At 74.0% G+C, this 15526-nt stretch carries 15 protein-coding genes; 7 read left to right on the top strand and 8 right to left on the bottom strand.

The features are described from left to right. Positions 1-46: 46 nt before the first annotated feature. Entirely contained in the window at positions 47-697 is a 651-nt protein-coding gene (locus FHX40_RS05475; protein WP_142261555.1) for a mycothiol-dependent nitroreductase Rv2466c family protein, read from the top strand. Between the two features lie 473 nt (positions 698-1170). On the opposite strand, the gene FHX40_RS05480 is transcribed toward FHX40_RS05475, so the two are convergent. Continuing rightward, the gene (locus FHX40_RS05480) at positions 1171-1602 is read right to left on the bottom strand and encodes a MarR family winged helix-turn-helix transcriptional regulator (protein WP_142258604.1); all 432 of its coding nucleotides are present in this window, start codon (positions 1600-1602) and stop codon (positions 1171-1173) included. Between the two features lie 75 nt (positions 1603-1677). Between FHX40_RS05480 and FHX40_RS05485 the strand changes: the two genes are divergently transcribed. Together FHX40_RS05485 and FHX40_RS05490 are read left to right on the top strand one after the other, a co-directional pair. Then, positions 1678-3135, top strand: a complete 1458-nt coding sequence (locus FHX40_RS05485) for an MFS transporter (RefSeq protein ID WP_142258605.1) — start codon at positions 1678-1680, stop codon at positions 3133-3135. 279 nt (positions 3136-3414) lie between these two features. Beyond that, positions 3415-4821, top strand: coding sequence for an aldehyde dehydrogenase family protein (locus FHX40_RS05490; protein ID WP_142258606.1), 1407 nt, complete (start codon positions 3415-3417; stop codon positions 4819-4821). Between the two features lie 24 nt (positions 4822-4845). On the opposite strand, the gene def is transcribed toward FHX40_RS05490, so the two are convergent. Further along, on the bottom strand, positions 4846-5364 hold the full coding sequence (gene def, locus FHX40_RS05495; protein ID WP_142258607.1) for a peptide deformylase: 519 nt from the start codon (positions 5362-5364) through the stop codon (positions 4846-4848). A gap of 152 nt (positions 5365-5516) precedes the next feature. Between def and FHX40_RS05500 the strand changes: the two genes are divergently transcribed. Then, on the top strand, positions 5517-5984 hold the full coding sequence (locus FHX40_RS05500; protein WP_142258608.1) for a ribose-5-phosphate isomerase: 468 nt from the start codon (positions 5517-5519) through the stop codon (positions 5982-5984). 355 nt (positions 5985-6339) lie between these two features. Here FHX40_RS05500 and FHX40_RS24970 read toward each other — a convergent pair whose 3' ends face one another. Both FHX40_RS24970 and FHX40_RS05505 read right to left on the bottom strand, forming a co-directional pair. After that, positions 6340-6501: a hypothetical protein gene (locus tag FHX40_RS24970; RefSeq protein ID WP_170198724.1), complete on the bottom strand. Its 162-nt coding sequence runs from the start codon at positions 6499-6501 to the stop codon at positions 6340-6342. 259 nt (positions 6502-6760) lie between these two features. Beyond that, positions 6761-8017 carry a GNAT family N-acetyltransferase gene (locus FHX40_RS05505; protein ID WP_142258609.1) on the bottom strand — a complete coding sequence of 419 codons (1257 nt, stop codon included), beginning with the start codon at positions 8015-8017 and terminating at the stop codon, positions 6761-6763. A 151-nt stretch (positions 8018-8168) separates the two neighbouring features. On the opposite strand from FHX40_RS05505, the gene FHX40_RS05510 reads away from it, so the two are divergent. From FHX40_RS05510 to FHX40_RS05520, 3 genes are all read left to right on the top strand, one after another. Continuing rightward, the gene (locus FHX40_RS05510; RefSeq protein ID WP_142258610.1) at positions 8169-9281 is read left to right on the top strand and encodes a PP2C family protein-serine/threonine phosphatase; all 1113 of its coding nucleotides are present in this window, start codon (positions 8169-8171) and stop codon (positions 9279-9281) included. A 90-nt stretch (positions 9282-9371) separates the two neighbouring features. Then, positions 9372-10682: a M50 family metallopeptidase gene (locus FHX40_RS05515; RefSeq protein ID WP_142258611.1), complete on the top strand. Its 1311-nt coding sequence runs from the start codon at positions 9372-9374 to the stop codon at positions 10680-10682. Positions 10683-10685: 3 nt separating this feature from the next. Beyond that, entirely contained in the window at positions 10686-11300 is a 615-nt protein-coding gene (locus FHX40_RS05520; RefSeq protein WP_229789097.1) for a MarR family winged helix-turn-helix transcriptional regulator, read from the top strand. Here the strand turns inward: FHX40_RS05520 and FHX40_RS05525 are convergent. From FHX40_RS05525 to FHX40_RS05540, 4 genes are all read right to left on the bottom strand, one after another. Continuing rightward, positions 11287-12270, bottom strand: a complete 984-nt coding sequence (locus FHX40_RS05525; RefSeq protein WP_211350173.1) for an acetylxylan esterase — start codon at positions 12268-12270, stop codon at positions 11287-11289. The two genes, FHX40_RS05520 and FHX40_RS05525, sit on opposite strands and share 14 nt — an antisense overlap. Before the next feature lie 28 nt (positions 12271-12298). Then, positions 12299-13288 carry a VldE C-terminal domain-containing protein gene (locus FHX40_RS05530; RefSeq protein ID WP_142258613.1) on the bottom strand — a complete coding sequence of 330 codons (990 nt, stop codon included), beginning with the start codon at positions 13286-13288 and terminating at the stop codon, positions 12299-12301. 150 nt (positions 13289-13438) lie between these two features. Then, positions 13439-14626, bottom strand: a complete 1188-nt coding sequence (gene galT, locus FHX40_RS05535; protein WP_229789098.1) for a galactose-1-phosphate uridylyltransferase — start codon at positions 14624-14626, stop codon at positions 13439-13441. Further along, a complete protein-coding gene (locus FHX40_RS05540) occupies positions 14623-15423 on the bottom strand; it encodes a DeoR/GlpR family DNA-binding transcription regulator (RefSeq protein ID WP_142258614.1) in 801 nt (266 codons plus the stop codon). The genes galT and FHX40_RS05540 overlap by 4 nt, the downstream gene beginning before the upstream one ends. Positions 15424-15526 lie beyond the last annotated feature (103 nt).

Here is a 15526-nt window from a genome sequence, read left to right on the forward strand (position 1 = left end):
GGTTGCGCCACAGTGTAAGCATGTGATCGCGACCTGGGAGCTGACGATGACCGATCGGATTCCTGTGGATTTCTGGTTCGACCCGCTGTGCCCGTGGGCCTGGCTCACCTCCCGCTGGGTGCTCGAGGTCGAACGGGTCCGTCCGGTCGAGCCGCGGTGGCACATCATGAGCCTCTACGTCCTCAACGAGGACAAGGACATCCCCCAGCAGTACCGTGAGCTGCTCGCGAACGCGATGGGGCCGGTACGCGTGCTCGCCGCCGCGGCGAACAAGTACGGCGGGGAGACCGAGGGCGGGGAGAGCGCCGTGCTCGGCCGCCTCTACACCGAGATCGGCGTGCGGTTCCACAACCGGGCCGAGCTCGGCGAGGACCGCAGCAAGGAGCGGTTCGCCGAGGTGCTCCGCCGCGCGCTGGCGGCCGCCGGGTACGACGAGCAGCTGGTCGACGCGATGGACTCCACCGAGTACGACGAGGAGATCCGCAGCTCGCACGCCACCGCGATGGAGCTGGTCGGCGAGGAGGTCGGCACCCCGGTGATCAAGGTGGGCGAGACCGCGTTCTTCGGCCCGGTGGTGAGCCCCACGCCGAAGGGCGAGGCGGCCGGCAGGCTGTGGGACGGCGTGCTCCTGGTCGCGGGCACCGACGGCTTCTTCGAGCTCAAGCGCTCCCGCACCCGCGGCCCGATCTTCGACTGACGGGAGCGCGCGTACTTCCACGCGCTGGAAAACCACTCCCTCGCGAAGGAAGGCGGCAGGCCCTCCCGTTCGCGTTCCGCCCCCCGGCCGGGTCACGGACGCGGCACCGACGCCGTGAACCGGCCGCGGTGGCGATCCCCGGCGGCCCGCCCCTGCGTTCCGCCCATCGCCCCGAGCGCTGACGCCGCGGCCGCCGTGCGCGGGCGCCGGGCACCCCGCGGCGCTCCGGCGCGCCGGGCGGGGCCGGTACGGCTCGGCCTCTCGCGCGGCCTCCCCGGTCACGTGAGCGGCCCGCGGGGCCGGTCGCGCCCGGCGGGACGTCCGGCCCGCGTGATCCGCAACGTCGGCGGCCCTGCCGTGGGGAACGGCAGGGCCGTGCTCGGCCCTCGTCCTGGCGGGCGGGTTCGATGGCCGCGGGCGCGGGGCCCGTCCGGCCGCATCCGGTCCGTGGCCGCGCGCCTCAACCGGTCACGTCACCCGCCGGCCCGCGCGGCGTCGCCGCCGGCCCGCAGCGCGGTGGTGGGCGGCGGGAAGCGCACCGCGGGGAAGGCGGCGTCGCGGAGGATGCGGCCGATCGTCGCGGTGGCCGCGGCGTACAGGTCCCGTCCCGCCTCGGTGAGGCGCACCTGGGTTCCCCGCCCGTCGTCCGGCGACGCCGTGCGCTGCAGGACCCCGGCCGCCTCCATCTGCGCCACCAGCCGGGACACCTGGGGCTGGCTGCGCGAGACCCGCTCGGTCAGCTCGACCAGCCTCGTCCAGCCCGTGGCCGGGACCAGCGCGGACATCAGCTCGTAGGCGCTGACGCAGAGCCGGTGCTCGCGCGCGAGCTCGCGTTCGATGCTCTGGGTCAGCCGGTTGCAGGCGCGCATCATCTCGAGCCAGCCGGTCACCAGGTCGTCGCTCACCCTTCACAACCTACCCGAAGGAACTTTCATTCGCATGCATGGACAACTTGCATGCGCATGCATAGAGTTGCCGCCATGGACGACAGCACACGGACCCGCTCCGCCGCCCCGGGCCCGCCGGCGCAGGCGCCGGACCCCTCCGCCTCCTGGAGCGCCATGGCCGTGCTCGGCGCCGCCCAGCTCATGGTCATGCTCGACTCGACGGTCGTGAACGTCGCGCTGCCCTCCATCGGCCGCTCGCTGCCGGCCGGCACCGCGGCCCTGCAGTGGACCGTCGGCTCCTACGTGCTGACGTACGGCAGCCTGCTGCTCCTCGGCGGCCGCATCGCCGACGTGTTCGGGCGCCGCCGCTCGTTCCTCGCCGGGCTGGCGCTCTTCGGCGCGGCCTCCGCGCTGTGCGGCCTGGCTCCGGCCACACCGGCGCTACTGGCCGGACGCTTCGCCCAGGGCGCGGGCGCCGCGGTGCTGTCCGCCGCCGCGCTGTCCGCGGTGCTCGCGGTCTACCGCTCGCCCGGCCGGCGCAGGATCGCCCTGGCCGCGTGGAGCGGCCTCGGCGTGGTGGGCGCGACGATCGGCGTCATCCTCGGCGGCCTGCTCACCACGGCGCTCGGCTGGCGGTGGGCGTTCCTGATCAACGTCCCGGTCGCCGTCCTGACCGGCCTCGCCGCGCTGCGCGCGGTTCCGCCGCTCGCCGCCGTACGGCGCCGCCCGCTGCGGCTGCCGATCGCGCTGCTCACCACCGGTGGGCCGGCCGCGCTGTCGTACGGGCTGATCCGGCTGCAGGACGGCGTCGGCACCCCCGCCGCGTGGGCGGGTATCGCCGTCGCGGTGCTCCTGCTGGCCCTGGTGACCGTACGCCAGGCCGGCGCCGAGGACCCGTTGCTGCCTCTGCACCTGCTGCGGTCGCCCACGTACGCGCTGAGCTGCGCCGGGCTGTCGCTCGCCGCCGCGGTGATGATCGGCGGGACGTACCTGGCCGCCGGGTACTTCCAGCGCGCCCACGGCATGCCGGCGTTCGCCGCCGGTCTCGCCCTGCTGCCCATGGGGCTGTCCTCGCTGCTGGTCGCCGTCGTCGTGCCCAGGCTCGCCGGACGCTTGGGGCCCGCGCGGCTCTACCTCTGCGCCGCGGCCGCGCAGCTCGCCGGCGCCGTGATCCTCGTCGCCGGCGCGGGCGACGCCCTGACCGCCGGAGTGGCGCTGGTGATCATCGGGGCGGGGCTGCCGAGCGGATTCGTCCCGCTCTACGCCATCGGCTCCTCCCGCGTCCGGCCGGCCGAGTCCGGTGTCGCCTCCGGCCTGCTCAACACCTTCAACCAGACCGGCGGCGCGTTCGGCGTGGCGGTCGCGGGCACCGTGGCCGCCGCGGCCGCGGCCTCGTCGCTGCGGACCGGCGCCACCGCCGCCGAGGCCGCCGTCGACGCCACGAGCGCCGGGTTCGCCGCGCTCGCCGGTTGCGCGGTGGCGGCGCTGCTCGTCGCGGCCGCGCTGATCCGCCTCACCCGGCCCACGACCGCGTACCCGGACCGGCCGTGACCAGGCGGACCGCGTCGGCGTGTCCGGACCCCGCTCCGCATCCCTGACCGAGCCGTCCGGCCGGTCCCGAGGGCGAAACCCCTCCGCCGGGTGGAGGAACCTCTCCCCGTGGAAGAACCGGCCGGAACGCGGCGGAACGCGGGGCCGAAAAGCGGAGCGCCGCGGTACGGCGGACCCCTTAGATTCTTAGGGTGACGGTGCGCGTACGGACAGCGACGCCGTGCCGGGGTACCGTCGGTTCGCCGGGCGGCGCGTGCCGGCCGTGCGGAGGGTGAGGGGATGCGTCGGCTCTACATCAACGGGTCCTGGATTCCGTCGAGCGGTGGAGACGGCATCGACGTCGTCAACCCCGCCACCGAGCAGGTGATCGACCGGGTGCCGGTGGGCACCAGGGCGGACGCGGCCGCCGCCGTCGCCGCGGCGCGCGAGGCGTTCCCGCGCTGGGCGGCCACCGCCCCCGCGGCCCGGGCCAAGTTCCTCACGGTCGCGGGCGAGGTGCTCGCCGCCCGGGCCGAGCGGATCGCTAGGGTGATCGCCGCCGACCTGGGCGCGCCGTACGGCCTGGCGCTGCGGCTGCACGTCGGGCTGCCGCTGCGGGTGCTGCGCTCGTACGCCAGGCTCGCCGCCGAGTACCGGTTCGACGCCGGGCGGGCGGGCGACGCGCTGGTGGTGCGCGAGCCCGCGGGGGTGGCCGCCGCGATCACCTCGTGGACGCTGCCGCTGCACCTGCCGGTGTGCAAGGTCGCCGCCGCGCTCGCCGCGGGCTGCACGGTGGTGCTCAAGCCGAGCGAGGTCGCCCCGCTCGCCGCCTACGAGCTCGCCGAGGTGCTGCACGAGGCCGGGCTGCCGCCGGGGGTGTTCAACCTGGTGAGCGGGTCCGGCCCGGTGGTGGGCGAGGCGCTCGCCGGGCACCCGGACGTGGACGTGGTCTCGTTCACCGGCACCACCGCCACCGGCCGCCGGGTCGCGGCGCTCGCCGCGGACTCGGTGAAGCGGGTCGTGCTCGAGCTCGGCGGCAAGTCGGCGAGCGTCATCCTCCCCGACGCCGACCTGGCCGCCGCGGTGCGGGCCACCGTGGAGTCGGCGTTCCTCAACTCCGGCCAGACCTGCGCGGCCTGGAGCCGCATGCTCGTGCACCGGGACCACTACGACGAGGCGGTACGGCTCGCCGTGGCGGCGGCCCGCGAGCACCGGGTCGGCGACCCGTTCGCCGCGGGCACCCGGATCGGGCCGCTGGTGTCGGCGGCGCACCGGGAACGGGTGAGGCGGGCGATCATCCGCGGTGAGGAGGAGGGCGCCCGGCTGGTGTGCGGCGGCGCCGAGCCGCCGCCGGGGCCGGGCTACCACGTGGCGCCCACCGTGTTCGCCGGGGTCGAGCCCGGCATGACGATCGAGCGGGAGGAGATCCTCGGGCCCGTGCTCGCGATGATCCCCTACACCACCGTGGACGACGCCGTCGAGATCGCGAACGGCACGCCGTACGGCCTGTCCGGGGCGGTCTGGGCGGGCGACCGGGAGCGCGCGCTCGCGGTGGCGCGGCGGCTGCGCACCGGGCAGGTGCACGTGAACGGCGGCGCGTTCGGGCACCTCGCGCCGTTCGGCGGCTACCGGTGGTCGGGCGTGGGCCGCGAGCTCGGCGTGGCCGGGCTGGAGGAGTACCTGGAGGTCAAGGCGCTCCACCTGTGACGGCGGCGCCCGCCCCGGGCGCGCTCAGGAGAGCAGGCCGGGCGCCCGGTCCGGGCCGGGGGTCTGCAGCAGGATCCGGCGGCGCTCCTGCTTGGGCAGGCGGTCGACGTAGAGCACGCCGTCGAGGTGGTCGGTCTCGTGCTGGAAGCAGCGCGCCAGGTAGCCGCGCGCCTTGATGCGCAGCGGGCGGCCCAGCCGGTCGACGCCGGTCACGGTCACCCCGGCGGCGCGCGGGGTCGGGGCGTACAGCGGGGTGCCGGTCTCCCGCGAGGGCACCGAGAGGCAGCCCTCGTCCTCCACGACCTCGGTGGGGTCGTCCACGGTGAGCTCGGGGTTGATCACGTGGCCCTTGCGGCCGTTGACGTCGTAGACGAACAGGCGCAGCGACACCCCGATCTGCGGCCCGGCGAGGCCGACTCCGTCCGCCGCGTACATCACCCGCATCATCTCGTCGACGAGCCGGCGCAGCTCGCGGTCGAACTCGGTGACCGGCTCGGCGGGGGAACGCAGGACCGGGTCGCCGATACGGCGGATCTCTCGCATGCGGCCTCCAGGACGCGGGGGACCTCGTCCCCGGGCGGGAACCTCGGTGGCGGTGCCGGGTAAGAGGCGGCGAGGGGTCGTGCCGCTTACCCGGCTCTCACTCTAGTGGAGCCCTGCGACATCTGGGACGGACGGGCTGTCAGAATTGACGGGTGCGCGTCCATATTGCTGCCGACCATGCCGGCTACGAACTGAAGAACCACCTGGTGTCCTGGCTCAAGGACCACGGGCACGAGCCCGTGGACCACGGGCCGGCCGTCTACGACGCCGAGGACGACTACCCGGTGTTCGTGCTGCGCGCCGCCGAGGCGGTCGCCGCCGAGCCGGGCAGCCTCGGCGTGGTGCTCGGCGGGTCCGGCAACGGCGAGCAGATCGCCGCCAACAAGGTCCGCGGCATCCGTGCCGCGCTGGCCTGGAGCGAGGAGACCGCCCGCCTCGCGCGCGAGCACAACGACGCCAACGTCGTCGCCATCGGCGCGCGTATGCACTCCGCGGAGGAGGCCACGCGGCTGGTGGAGGTCTTCCTTGCCACGCCGTACTCGGGGGCGGAACGGCACAGCCGCCGCATCGGCCAGCTCGCCGCCTACGAGAACGGCGAAGGGCTGCCGCCGCTGCCCTGATCCCGGGTGCCCCGGCCGTGCGCCGGGGCCTCGCCGATCGATCCGGCCGAACCGCCGGGGCGGCCCTGCTTCCCGCTCGACCCGGAAGCCGGGGACGCGCTCCTCGCCCCGGCCCGGAGGCCGGAACCGTACTGGTTTGCCCCGGCGCGAGGCTGAGACGGTGTGACCTGCCCCGGCATGGCCGGGGCTGTGTAATTTGCCCCGGTCATGCCGGGACTGTGTGGTTTGCCTCGGCCATGCCGGGACTGTGTGGTTTGCCTCGGCCATGCCGGGACTGTGTGGTTTGCCCCGGCCATGCCGGGGCTTCTTCGCGATCGCTCCCGGCGAGCCGTCACGCCGGCCCGCCGGCCGACCGTCAGGAGTCGTTCCTGCGCCTGGTGTGCGCGGGTGGCCTGCGCGGCATCTCGTCCCGCAGCGGCCGCCGGTCGGCCGCCTCCTGGTGTTCCCGGGTGGGCCGGGAGACGTCCCGCGCCCGCATCGCGATCACCGCGTCGATCTGCAAGCTCTGCAGTGCCATGTCCGCAGACTAACCCGGCGCGTGCCGCCGCGACACCGGGTGGGGCACGCGGGTACGCGGCGGCGTATACCGACCCGCGCACCGCGTCCGGGCACGGACCGGGCGCGGATCGGCACGGAGGTGGCCGGGCCCGGCCGCCGTGCGCGGACTCGCGGACCCGGCCCCGGCCTCTCGTCGGCGCCGTGTCGCCGGCCCATCGGCCTTCCCAGCGAGACCGCCGACCGGCACGCTCGTCGGCGCACAGCGTCAGAGGGTGACGTCAGAAGATGAGGCCGCCCCACGGCCGGGGCTCCCAGGACATCGCCGCCGACAGCGCCGCGAGCGCGCCCGGCCGGAGCTCCCGGGCCGCACCGACGGCCGCGTACGGGGTGAGCGGCTGCCCGCCGAGGTACCCGGAGCCGAGCACGTTCACCGAAAGCTCCACGTCGGCCGGGGCGGTGGTGCGCTCGCAGGTGGCGCCGGCGGTGTCGGCGGCGAGCCGCCACCGGCCCTCGTTCCACGGGCAGACCGGGTCGCGCACCTCGAGCACCACGTCCACCGGCGCCGCGTACCGGCGGGCGGTGAGCGCCGGGCCGACGTCGACGACGCGCACCCACAGGTCGTCCCGCATCCCGGCGTTGAGGTGGCGCGGATCGGCGAGCAGGTGGACGAGCGGGTCGTCCACCGGCCGGTGCGGCGCCACCACCCGGGCGCACAGGTCGCGGTCGAGCACCGCGCGCCACACCGCGGCGTACGCGGCCGGGTCCACCGCGAACAGCTCCTTCAGCCGCACCTCGCCGTCCGGCACGTCCCACTCGGTGAAGCCCGGCTTCACCCGGAACAGCGCGTAACCGCGCGGGCCGCCGTCGTCCTCGGCGAGCACGCAGCGCAGCGGCCCCAGGCCGCCGCGGGCGTGCTCGTCGTCGCGCAGCACCCCGGTCCACCGGCCCGCGCACCGCGCGTACAGGCCGGGCCGCGTGGTGACGACCTCGCCGAACACCTTCTCCAGGGCGGGCCGTACCTCGGCGGGCCGGGCGATGCGCAGCCGCAGGTTCGGGTCGGCCGGGGCGTCGGGCCGGAACGCCGAGCCGTGCGTGGGGATGCGGAAGAACATCGTGTCGGCCGCCCTGCCGTACCCGAACCGGCCGTAGATCGCGGCCTCCGAGGCGTACAGCGCGGCCACCGGCTCGCCGCGCTCGTGCAGGTCGTCGAGCTGGCGCAGCATGAGGGAGCGCAGCACGCCCCGGCGCCGGTGGGAGCCGAGCACGGCCACCCAGGTCACCCCGGCGACCGGGATCGGCCCGCCCGGCACGGTCATGGTGAGGCTGTAGGCGGCGGCCGCCCCCACCAGCAGGTCGCCGTCGAACGCCCCGAGCGTGCGGTCGAACTCGAGCATCTGCTTGACGTGCTCGAGCGCCTCCGGCGGATGGGGCGAGCTGAACGCCTCCTCGTCGAGCTCCACGAGCCGCCGCCACTCGTCCTCGGTGAGCGGGCGGATCGGGTACGGCGGGGCCGGGCGGTGACGTTCCTCGCTCATCGTATGGTCACGTCCTTCTCCGTGTGCTGACTCCCGGTCAACGTTAAAAGCGGCAAACTGTCCAGGCTACTCAATATCGGCGGCGACGTGATCAAGGTATTGGTCAAGTGGGGTGCCGGGGCGGTGGTGAAACGAATACAGTCGGTTCATCATGAGTTCCCGTCCGGCGCCGCTTATCCCTCCACGGCTCCGCGCGATCCTGGTGCGCGTCCCGCTGCTCGTGCCCGCCGTCCGTCTGGTGCGCCGGGTGCTCTCGCACGAGCGCAACCTGATGATCGCGCTGATCGTGGCGACCCTCGGGATCGGCGCCGCGGCGGCGCAGGTGTCGGCGGAGTGGTTCTCGCCGTCCCTGCTCGTCCTCGTCACCCTCACCGGCGGCCTGCAGCTTCGGCCGCGCAGCCTCGCCGTGCTGCTCGGCGCGGTCGCGGTCGCCCTCGTCTACCTCGCCGCGGTGCAGGACGGGCACGTCGGGCCGGGGCTGCTCGCCACGATCGTGGTCACCGGCACGCTCGCCGCGCTCATGGCGCGCATCCGCGGCAAGATCGGCGTGCAGGGGCTGCGCGGCGACGCGATGCTGCTCGAGCTGCGCGACCGGCTCCGGGCGCAGAGCGACCTGCCGCCGCTGCCCAAGGACTGGGGCGGCCGCGTGGTGCTCAAGCAGGCCGGCGGGTCGTCGTTCGGCGGCGACTTCGTGGTGTCGATGCGGGACGGCGACCGGCTCGAGCTCGCCGTGGTCGACGTCTCCGGCAAGGGCGTGGACGCCGGGACCCGGGCGCTGCTGCTGTCCGGCACCTTCGGCGGGCTGCTCGGCTCGGTGCAGGACTTCCTGCCCGCGTGCAACTCCTTCCTGCACCGGCAGCGGCAGGGCGAGGGCTTCGTCACCGCCGTGCACCTCAGCCTCAACCTCGCCACGGGGGAGTACGCCATCACCTCGGCCGGCCACCCGCCGGTGGTGAAGTTCGACGCGGGCACCGGGACCTGGCGCATCTCCTCGGCGAAGGGCGTGGTGCTCGGCGTCGTGCCGGACCTGCACTGCGAGCCCGACAGCGGCGTGCTGCGCAAGGGCGACGCGCTCATGCTGTTCACCGACGGGCTGATCGAGCAGCCCGGCCGGGACATCGACGCCGGGCTCGACCGGCTGCTCGGCGAGGCCGAGCGGGTGTTCCACTCCGGCACCTGGTGGGAGGGCGCCAAGCGGCTCGTCTCCGCGTTGTCCGCGGGCCACAACGACGACTGCGCGCTCGTACTGATCTGGCGGCCGTGAGATCTTACGGATTCCACATATCGGGATTCGGTACCCTCGTCAGGTGCGACTCGACAGCGGCGGGCACGCCCAGGGCAGGGGTGGGCAGAGATGACGACGACGTGGGTCGTGGTGGGTTTCGCCCTATTCATCGTCGGCCTGTTGATCTCGGTGGCGCTCCACGAGATCGGGCACCTCGTCCCCGCGAAGCTCTTCGGCGTGCGCGTGACCCAGTACATGGTGGGCTTCGGCCCCACGCTGTGGTCGAAGCGCCGCGGTGAGACCGAGTACGGCATCAAGTGGATCCCGCTCGGCGGCTACATCCGCATGATCGGCATGCTGCCGCCGCGGCCGAGCGACGACCCGAACAAGCTGCGCGCCACGAACACCGGGCTGTTCCAGGGCCTGATCGACAGCGCCCGGGAGGCCGCGCTGGAGGAGATCCGGCCCGGCGACGAGAACCGGGTCTTCTACCGCAAGCCGTGGTGGCAGAAGGTCATCATCATGACCGGCGGCCCGGCGATGAACTTCGTGCTCGCGTTCGGCCTGTTCGCGGTCGTCATGATGGGCATCGGCGTGCCGGTCCAGACGCTCACCGTCGCCTCGGTGTCCGAGTGCGTCAAGACCCAGCAGGAGGCGAGCCGGAACCCCGAATGCGGGCCGTCCGACCCCAAGAGCCCGGCCGCGCTCGCCGGGCTGCAGGCCGGCGACCGGATCACCTCGATCGCCGGGAAGCAGGTCACCAGCTGGGAGCAGGCGACCCGGGCGATCCGCGCCCACGGCGCCGGTCCGGTCACCATCGGCATCGAGCGCGACGGCCGCCCGATGACGGTGAACGCGAACCTCATCGCCCAGGACCGGCCGTCCCTCGACGACCCGGACAAGATCGAGCGGAACGTGGGCTTCCTCGGGGTGGCGCCGCTCATCGTCCGCGAGCAGCAGGGCCCGGGCTACGTGGTCTCCCAGATGTGGGAGATGACCTCGCGCACCGCGGTGGCGCTCGTCCACTTCCCGGAGAAGCTCGTCGGCGTGTGGAACGCCGCGTTCGGGGGTGCCGAGCGCGACCTCGACAGTCCGGTGAGCATCGTCGGCGCGGGCCGCATCGGCGGTGAGATCGCCGCCTCCAAGGCGCCGGTGGACGACAAGATCACCGGGTTCATCATGCTGCTCGGCGGGTTCAACCTGGCGATCGGCATGTTCAACCTGATCCCGCTGCTGCCGCTCGACGGCGGGCACATCGCGGGCGCCCTGTGGGAGGCGGTCAAGCGCGGCTGGGCCCGCCTGCTGCGCAGGCCGAACCCCGGGTACGTGGACATCGCCAAGGCGCTGCCGCTCACCTACGCGATGGCGGCGGTGCTCCTCGCCGTGGGCGGCCTGCTCATCTTCGCCGACATCGTCAACCCGATCCGCCTCACCGGCTGAGCCATGCGCGCGACCGGGGCCGGGACGGCCGGGGACACCATGGAGAACGCCACGCAGAACACCATCGGGAACGCCGCGGGGGACCCCGCCGTGGACCCGTCCCCGGATGTGAGGTCGAGCCTCATGGAGACGCACGGCGCCGCCATCGACGTCGCGTTGTTCCGGCTGCGCCGCATCTGGGCGCGGCCGTTCCGCACCCGCCGTACCGGGGACCGCCCGATCCAGATCTCGAACGTGATGGTGGTGCACGCGCTCGCCAAGCTGAGCCGCACCGAGTCCGAGGTCACCATCGGCGCGGTCGCCGAGCACATGGACATCGACCCGTCGACCGCGAGCCGGTTCGTCACCGACGCGATCGGCGCGGGCCTGGTGGCCCGCCTCCCGTCCGAGGTGGACGCGAGGCGGGCCCGGCTCATGCTCACCGACAAGGGCCGGCGCGTGCTCGAGGCGGTGACCCGCTACCGGCGCGACTACCTCGAGGGGCTCATCGCGGACTGGAGCGAGCAGGACCGCGCCGCGCTCAGCCGGCTGCTCACCCGGCTCGCCGAGGCGGCCGCCCGGCGGCCGATCGACCTGTCCGGCCTCGACCCGATCGTCGACGAGATCATCCGGCGCTGACCTCGCCACCGAACAGCTTGGCGAGGAAGCGGATCTGGACGGCCCGCTGGAAGCCCGCGCCGCCCTCGTGCCCGTTGTACCGCCACACCTCGATGCTCTTCTCCCCGGCGTAGTGGTTGTACGCGGCGAACACCGTGGACGGCGGGCAGATCGCGTCCATCAGCGCCACCGAGAACAGCGCGGGGGCGGTCGCCCGGGCGGCGAAGTTCACCCCGTCGAAGTACCGCAGCGTGTCGAAGACCCGGTCCACGTGGTCGCGGTGAATCTTGCAGTACTGGGAGATCTCCCCGTACGGCATCTCGTCGGTGATCTCGGTGGCCCGCCGGTAGTGGCACAGGAACGGCACGTCGCACAGCGCGGCCGCGACCTTGCGGTCGAGCGCCGCCGCGGCGAGCGTGATGCCGCCGCCCTGGCTGATGCCCGCGACCACGACCCGGTCCGGGTCGACGCGCGGGTGCTCGCGGGCGGTCTCCACCGCGCGCACCGCGTCGGTGAACACCCGGCGGTAGTAGTAGCGCCGCGGGTCGAGGATGCCCCGGGTCATGAACCCCGGCGTCTGCGGCGAGCCGTCGGAGTCCGGGTCCGGGGTGTCCCCGGACAGCCAGCCGCTGCCCTGGCCGCGGGTGTCCATCACCAGGTGCGCGTACCCGGCGGCGCTCCAGGTGAGCCACTCGTGCGGCAGCCCGCGGCCCCCGTTGTACCCGATGTACTCCACCACGCACGGCAGCCGCCCCTCGATGTGGCGGGGCAGCAGCAGCCATGCCTTGATCGGGTGCCCGCCGAAGCCGGAGAAGGTCACGTCGAAGACCTCCACCGTGGCGAGCCCGGCGTCGTACGGCTCGAAGGAGGGCGGTGTCCGCAGCGCGCGGGCCTCCTCGAGCGTGGCGGTCCAGAACTCGTCGAAGTCGGCGGGCTCGTCCCGCTCGGGGCGGTACTCGCGCAGCCGGTCCAGCGGCAGGTCGAACAGCATCAGGTACTCCTTCGGTCCGCGGGCGGGCTCACAACATCGACACGTGCACGTGGTCGAAGTGGTTGGCGGTGATGCTTCCGCGGTCCGCCATCGGTCGCCAGCCCGGATTGGACATGTGGTAGATACGCTGACGATAGATCACATACTTCACTCCGAGCCTGTTGGCGTTCTCGATCAGGAACTCGGCGATCCGGTGGCCGAGCGCGATCTTGTCCGGCGTGGGCATGGCGCCGCCGGAGCTGAGCATGAAGTCGCAGGCGCGGCCGAGCGGATGCTCGCCGCCGTCGTTCACCGCGCGGAAGCAGCCGGGGGCGAACCCGGTCGGGAACCGCTCGGTGACCAGGTCGCGCATGAGCCGGGTGCGCGGGGTGATGTTGTCCGGGCCGTTCGGCAGCTCGGGGGCGAACCCGCCGCCGGGCAGCCGCCCCGGCGCGAGCGGCACGAGCCGGTCGAGCCGCTGCTTGATCCGGGCGATGAGCCGCTCGGCCCGCTTGCGCTCGGCGTTCACCTCGTCGGCCTGGTCGCGGATGCGCTCGGCGAGCCGGGTGGCCTGCTCGGCGGCCGTGCGTCGCTCCTGCTGCGCCGCCGCGTACCGGCCGAGCGCGGCGGTGCGCTGCGCGGCGAGGTGCTCGAGCACGGCGGCGTTCCCCAGGCCCGGGCCGAACAGCGCGTTCGGCAGGTCGAGCCCGCTGGTCTGATAGCGCAGGTTCGCCAGCTCGGCCACCTGCCGCGCGGCGGCCCGGTAGGCCTCCTCGGCGTCGCGCAGCCGCTCCCGCGCCGCCCGCTCCTCGGTGCGCGCCCGCTGCAGCTCGGCCCGCTTGCCGTTGTAGGTGCGGATCAGCCGGTCGAGCCGCCGCTCCAGGTCGGCGAGCTCCCGGCGCAGCTCGGCGACGCTCGCCGTGGAGCCGGCCTTGGACGTGGACTCGGGCTTGGGCTCGGCCGTCGCGGCCGCGGGAGCGGGGCCGATCGCGACGGCGACGAGCACGGCCGCGCACCAGAACAGAACACAGCGGAACACGGCACGCAGGACGGTTCACCCCTCCATCGAACGGTCAGACGAGGTCAACGCCGATGGATGGTACTGGTAAAGAAGCGTGCTCGTGTGGCGAAGTCGAGATCCTGTGGATATCCGGTTGTTATGATCACCGCTTCCGCCAGGCGGAGATGATCAGCGACCGGCCGGATCCGGCGCCCGGTCCACGCGTTCCGCCGCCTCCCGGAGCATGCGCGCCGCCCGCTCGGGCGCGATGTCGTTGACGAACGCGCCCATCGCCGACTCCGAGCCCGCGAGGTACTTCAGCTTCTCCGGCGCCCGCCGGATGCTGAACAGCTGAAGGTGCAGGTAGGCGAGGTCCCGCCCGGTGCGCACCGGTGCCTGGTGCCAGGCCGCCACGTACGGCATGCGCACCCCGAACAGCGCGTCGAACCGGCGCAGCACGTCGGTGTAGAGGGGACCGAACGCGGCCCGCTCCGCGGGCTCCAGCTCGGTCAGGTCCGCCACCCGCCGGTGCGGATAGAGGTGGACCTCGAACGGCCAGCGGGCCGCCGCCGGCACGAACGCGGTCCAGTGCCGGTTCTCCGCCACCACCCGGATCCCGGCCTCCCGCTCGGCGGCGAGCACGTCCGCGAAGAGGTTGCCGCCGGTGCGCTCCCGGTGCCGCTCGGCCGCGGCGAGCATGCGCCGCGTGCGCGGGGTGACGTACGGGTAGGCGTAGATCTGCCCGTGCGGGTGGGTGAGCGTGATGCCGATCTCCGCGCCCCGGTTCTCGAAGCAGAACACCTGCTCCACGCCCGGCAGCGCGCCGAGCGCCGCGGTGCGGTCCGCCCACGCCTCGAGCACGAGCTCCACCCGCTCGGGGGACAGCGAGGAGAACGACGCGTCGTGGTCGGAGGTGAAGCACACCACCTCGCACCGCCCCACGCCGGGCCGTACCCGGCTCAGCCCGCCGACCTGCTCATACTCGACCGGGGTGAAGCTGAACGAGGGGAAGCGGTTCTCGAACACGACCACGTCGTAGTCGGGCGCCGGGATCTCCGTGGCCCGGCCCGGCCGCGACGGGCACAGCGGGCACTCGTCGGCGGGCGGCAGGAAGGTGCGGTTCTGCCGGTGCCCGGCGATCGCCACCCACTCCTCGGTGAGCGGGTCGTAGCGCAGCTCGGACGCGGGCGGCCGGGGCGGCAGCGTGCGGGTGTCCGGCACGTCGCGCACCCCGTCCGGGGTGGCGTCGAAGTAGATCAGCTCGCGGCCGTCGGCGAGCCGGGTCGAGGTACGGCGGGCCGTCCGCACCACCGGGCCCGGCGTGCCGGCCCGCGTGCCCGGCTGCGTGCTCAGCGGCGTGTCCATCGGTGCGGTCACCGCGCCACCGCCTCGCGCCGCGGCACCGGGTCGACGAGGATCAGCTCGCCCACCCGGGCCTCCAGCTCGGACCGCGCGTCCTCGGCGAGGCCGGTGTCGCAGACCACCGCGTTCGCCTCCTCCAGCGCGGCGATCGAGCTGATCCCGATCGTGCCCCACTTGGTGTGGTCGGCGAGCACGACCAGCTGCTGGGCGGAGGCGACCAGCTCGCGGTCGGTCTCGGCCTCCAGCAGGTTCGGCGTGGTGAAGCCCGCGCGCACGCTCATCCCGTGCACGCCGAGGAAGAGCGTGTGCACGCTGAGCCGCCGGATGGCGGCGACCGCCACCGGGCCCACGAGCGCGTCCGACGGTGTGCGCACCCCGCCGGTGAGCACCACGGTCCGGTCGGGTCGGTCGGCGCGGTGGAACACGTCGGCCACCCGCACCGAGTTCGTGATCACGGTGAGGTCCGGCACGTCGAGCAGGTGGTGGGCGAGCGCCCAGGTGGTGGTCCCGGCCGACAGCGCGATCGCGCTGCCGGGCCGTACCATGCGGGCGGCCCGCCGGGCGATCGCCTCCTTCTCGGCCCGCTGGCGCACCGACTTGGCCGCGAACCCCGGCTCCCGGGTGGCGGCCGACCCGGCGATCGTGGCGCCGCCGTGCACCTTCTCCACCAGCCCGCGCTCGGCGAGCACCTCCAGGTCGCGCCGGATCGTCATGTCCGAGACGCCGAGCTCGCGGACGAGGTCGGCGACGCGCACCCCGCCGTCCCGGCGCACCCGCTCCAGGATCGCCTCCTGCCGTTGCTGTGCCAGCATCACCCCTCCTGCCGCCGCCCGCGCGAGCCGGCCGGTGACGAGTTCCCACAAGTTCCCACAAATTATGACACGTTGGCACGTGCGTTGCGTTTGATCATGGTGA

The organism is Thermopolyspora flexuosa (genome assembly GCF_006716785.1).
GTDB lineage: Bacteria > Actinomycetota > Actinomycetes > Streptosporangiales > Streptosporangiaceae > Thermopolyspora > Thermopolyspora flexuosa.